At 45.2% G+C, this 4,289-nt stretch carries 6 protein-coding genes; all 6 read left to right on the top strand.

The features are described 5' to 3' along the window. Positions 1-455 (top strand): L-lactate permease (locus BLR65_RS28565; RefSeq protein ID WP_143122704.1); only part of this gene is annotated, 455 nt, incomplete at its 5' end. Positions 456-493: 38 nt separating this feature from the next. Then, on the top strand, positions 494-724 hold the full coding sequence (locus tag BLR65_RS28560) for a hypothetical protein (RefSeq protein ID WP_093798203.1): 231 nt from the start codon (positions 494-496) through the stop codon (positions 722-724). 61 nt (positions 725-785) lie between these two features. After that, positions 786-1,370: an HPP family protein gene (locus tag BLR65_RS28555; protein WP_093798201.1), complete on the top strand. Its 585-nt coding sequence runs from the start codon at positions 786-788 to the stop codon at positions 1,368-1,370. 1 nt (position 1,371) lies between these two features. Beyond that, on the top strand, positions 1,372-2,751 hold the full coding sequence (locus BLR65_RS28550; protein ID WP_093798199.1) for a chloride channel protein: 1,380 nt from the start codon (positions 1,372-1,374) through the stop codon (positions 2,749-2,751). Between the two features lie 79 nt (positions 2,752-2,830). Next, on the top strand, positions 2,831-3,643 hold the full coding sequence (gene thiM / locus BLR65_RS28545; protein ID WP_245693109.1) for a hydroxyethylthiazole kinase: 813 nt from the start codon (positions 2,831-2,833) through the stop codon (positions 3,641-3,643). Between the two features lie 20 nt (positions 3,644-3,663). After that, positions 3,664-4,173 carry an energy coupling factor transporter S component ThiW gene (thiW, locus tag BLR65_RS28540; protein ID WP_093798197.1) on the top strand — a complete coding sequence of 170 codons (510 nt, stop codon included), beginning with the start codon at positions 3,664-3,666 and terminating at the stop codon, positions 4,171-4,173. Positions 4,174-4,289 lie beyond the last annotated feature (116 nt).

The following is a 4,289-nucleotide window of genomic DNA, read 5'->3' as shown; positions in this document are numbered from 1 at the left end:
TCAACCAATGTGTTCCGACCAGTATTGGGATCACGACCATGGTTATGATGGCATTAATCATGAACGATACGGGTATGACAAACTTACTGGCCCAAGGGATTGCTAACTCTACTGGTATGTTGTTCCCTGTATTCTCACCGTATATTGGCGTATTAGGGTCATTTTTGACCGGCAGTAACACCAACTCGAACGTCATGTTTGGCGCGCTGCAGCTGGAGACGGCCAAGGTGCTGGGAATTAGTACGGTGATTATGTGCGCCGTCCAGTCGGTTGGGGGTGCGGTAGGCTGCGCTATTGCCCCGTCAAAAGTATTGATTGGTTCAGCAACTGTTGGTCTTGAAGGCCATGAAGGCGAAGTTATGAACCGGACAATACCTTATTGTATTATCATTTCGCTGCTTGTGGGCATTAATGCTTGGATCTTTGCCTGCCTGCTGTTTAAGGATCTGCCTTAAATGAATAGATTCGCGAAATATGCAGAGGGGGTATTGGAATGAGTGCAAATCCTGTGCCAAATACAAATCCGAATTCTAACGCGGCCAACACACCGGTGTCTTGGCGGAAAAGATATCGTGCGCCCTTAATGAATGCTGCCTTTTGGGGGTTTTGGATAGGCTTCTTTCTGGCCCACCAAGGCGGCGTCGCCAACAACGCCGTGATGATAAATTTGTCATACGTGATTTTTACACTTGCCTGTTTAGTTCCTTTGGTGACCAAGAAATAGGTGTTGGGAAATGCCGGTTTGTTTCGGCATTTCCCTATTTTCACATACAGGAGGGATATGAATGCCTGAGAATGTATCAGGAAAAACAGCAAAAACAGAATGGACAGTGCATAACGAACTTATTGTTTTATCTTGCCAGGAATACCTGCAAAAGCTGAAGACAATTCGTCGCTGTGATGTGGCGAGGCCGCCTATATCTGAATGCTTCTGGGCGCTTGTTGGATCATTTGTGGGGATTGGCGTGGTAACTTACTTGAGTTTTATTCAAGGCATTCCCGTTGTGGTAGCTTCGTTAGGAGCGTCGGCCTGCCTGATTTACGGTGTTCCGGCAGCTCCCTTTGCGCAGCCGCGTAATGCGATTGCCGGGCATTTACTTTCAGCCGTAGTGGGTGTTTGTGTCTATCAGCTAGCCGGCGCCTATTGGTATACGGCTGCTTTTAGCGTTGGCCTGGCAGTGGCTATCATGGTGGGAACCCGAACCGTCCATCCACCGGCTGGAGCAACTGCCTTAATCGCTGTATTAACCCAACAGAACTGGTTATTTGTTTTGCTGCCGGTAGGAGTAGGAATAGGCATTTTGGTATGTATAGGCTTAATCGTAAATAATCTTGCTGTTAAGCGTAAATACCCGACTTACTGGTGGTAGTATGATGAACCTTGAGCGTAGATGCCTTCAGATAAAACAGAATTTTTTTGAGCAACAAAATTCTGTTATTTATGTTGCAAGATGGAGTTTCCTGGGTATTACGACAGGGGTTATCGTAGGCTTAGGCGTGTCAATTTTTTTAAAGTTACTGGCATGGTCCATTGCCGTTTGGTCTGAAGTCTGGTATTATTATTTTTTCTTACCTATTATCCTTTTCTTTGTTAGTTGGCTTGTCGGCTTATTGGCACCCCATCCGGGCGGCAGCAACAAGGTAATTGAGGTACTTCATCAACCAAACGGAAAGCTGCAATTAGCCGACATACCGGTAAAAATTGCGGCAACTATTGTAACGATTGCAGCAGGAGGATCAGCCGGCAAGGAAGGGCCTGCAGCTCATATTGGCGCAACGTTGGCTTCAAGCTGGGCGAAGATGCTGCGTTTGCAAGACGCTGATTGGCGCAAGGTTGTCACCTGTGGGCTAAGTGCCGGTTTTGCTTGTGTATTTGGAACGCCGGTTGCTGGCGCTGTCTTTGGGGTAGAAGTCTTGTTTGTAGGGAAAATTTTGTATAACAGGCTTTATCCTGCTTTCTTAGCAGGGATGGTCGGCTATTATGTCTGTTATGTAATGGGAATACCTTATTTTTCTTTACCTGTTCGGGTAGAACCTAACGGGTACCTGATTGTGCAGGCTATCTTTTTAGGAGTGCTGTGTGGCCTGATATCAATTTTTTTTATTAAAACCGTTAACTGGTGCCGTCAATTCTTTGCTTTTCTGCCGTTACCGGCAGCAGTCAAAGGAATGGTCGGTGGCGGGATGCTGATTCTGATCGGTTATTTTATTAGTCCGCTTTATTTGGGATTGGGGTTAGAACTATTGGAAACAAGTATTACTGGGATTTTTGTTGCCCCTAACGCTTTCTTCTGGAAGACCTTGGCTACCGGAATAACACTTGGTTGCGGCGGAATAGGAGGAATTATTACACCGGTTATCATTGTTGGCGCAGCAGCGGGAAATCTATTCGGACAGCTAGTCGGCAGTTTAAATCTATCGGTTTATGCGGTGATCGGTTTGGCGGCATTATTGGCTGGAGCGGTAAATACGCCGCTAGCGGCAGTAATTATGGCTGCCGAATTATTTGGCAGTGATGTGATTCCTTATACGGCAATTAGCTGTTTAATCAGTTATGTAATCTCCGGGCATCGCAGCGTTTATCCAAGTCAGATCATCTTTGCCAGCAAAAGGACTTGTTTATGTGAAGACGAGGGAAAACCGGTCGGTTATGTGGGAAGAGCGGCGGCAACTGCAGCTTCACCGTCAAAAGACAAATTGCTTGCAGGAAGTTATCTTCGTGAGGAGAATACTATGGAAATAAAACAGTAAATGCTGCGGCGTATATAGTTTATAAAACAGCATACAGGAATTGTGGCTGGTGTATATCGTTTTTCGGAGGTAATTAGACATGCAGATGAATATCGCACAAGAAGCTGCCGCTATTCTCACGCGTTTAAGAGCAACGCGACCGCTTATTCACCACATTACCAATAGTGTCAGTATTAATGACTGTGCCAATATAACACTGGCCATCGGCGCCTCACCTGTTATGGCCGACGATGTTCAAGAAGTAGGTGAGATGGTTGCTGTTGCCTCGGCATTAGTTCTCAATTTAGGCATGCCTAATCCCAGAAAAATTGAGGCCATGCTTATTGCCGGTAAACGTGCAGCCCAGAAGGGAATTCCCATAGTACTTGACCCGGTTGGTGTAGGGGCAACCAAACTGAGGATGGAAACTGCCAAGCGGTTTTTTAGTGAAATGAACATTTCAGTTGTGCGCGGTAATTTGGCGGAATGTAAAGCTTTGTTGGGGTTTAGCGGTGGCAGTCAGGGTGTTGACTGCATTCTTAAGGAAGAATACAAAGAAAATTTTGCTCAAGAACTTGCTCAAAAATTAGGTTGTGTTGTTGCCATTACAGGGGCAACAGATATTGTCGCCAGTGGCAGTCAACTTTGCCGCATTCATAATGGGAACTCTCTTTTGACAGGGATTACCGGGACAGGATGTATGACTACATCGCTGGTTGCATGTTTTTCCAGTGTGAATCGAGAAACGTTCATTGGTGCTGTTGCCGGTATCGCCGCTATGGGAGTGGCGGGAGAGATTGCAGAGCATAGCCTCAAACCCGGTGAAGGCTTAGGTACTTTCCGTATTCGGCTTATGGATGCTATATCCAATATGAAGCAGGAAACATTACTGAATCGAATGAAAATTAGCTAATCAATAAGGAGAAGAGCTTTATGCAAATTAGAAAAATAACGTATACGGCTATTTTTATGGCCATCGGCGTGCTCTCAGCTCATTTAGTTTATATCCCGATCGGTATAGCCAAATGTTTTCCGATACAACATGTGATTAATATTTTGCTAGCTGTACTTTTGGGAACACGTTATTCGGTTTCCGCGGCATTTGGGATTTCTTTGCTGCGTAATATTTTAGGGACCGGCTCTCTATTGGCTTTTCCCGGCAGTATGATTGGAGCGGCATTGGCCGGTATTGTATATAAAAGGACTAATAGTATTTGGGGAGCCATTGTTGGCGAAGTCTTTGGAACAGGCGTCCTTGGCGCATTAGTAGCTTATCCGGTGGCTAATTTTCTAATTGGTTCGCAGGTTGGCGCATTTTTCTTTGTTGTTCCCTTCCTTGTCAGTACTACGGGTGGAAGTGTTATTGCTTATATTCTATGGAAAACACCGGTTACTTCCATTCTTTCTACAAAGTTACATTCAGAAAAAAAGATAGTAGGATGAGTCTGCAGTATCAGAAAAAGTCATTGCCGAAGGATGTAGGTTGACTATTGGCGAGTTCCTCAATTTGGAAAAACAGGGCATGTTCATGAAAAAAGGCAGGGATTAAAAAGGACTTT

It is taken from the genome of Sporomusa acidovorans (assembly GCF_900101845.1).
Lineage (GTDB): Bacteria > Bacillota > Negativicutes > Sporomusales > Sporomusaceae > Sporomusa > Sporomusa acidovorans.
This window is presented reverse-complemented; position numbering and strand designations above follow the sequence as displayed.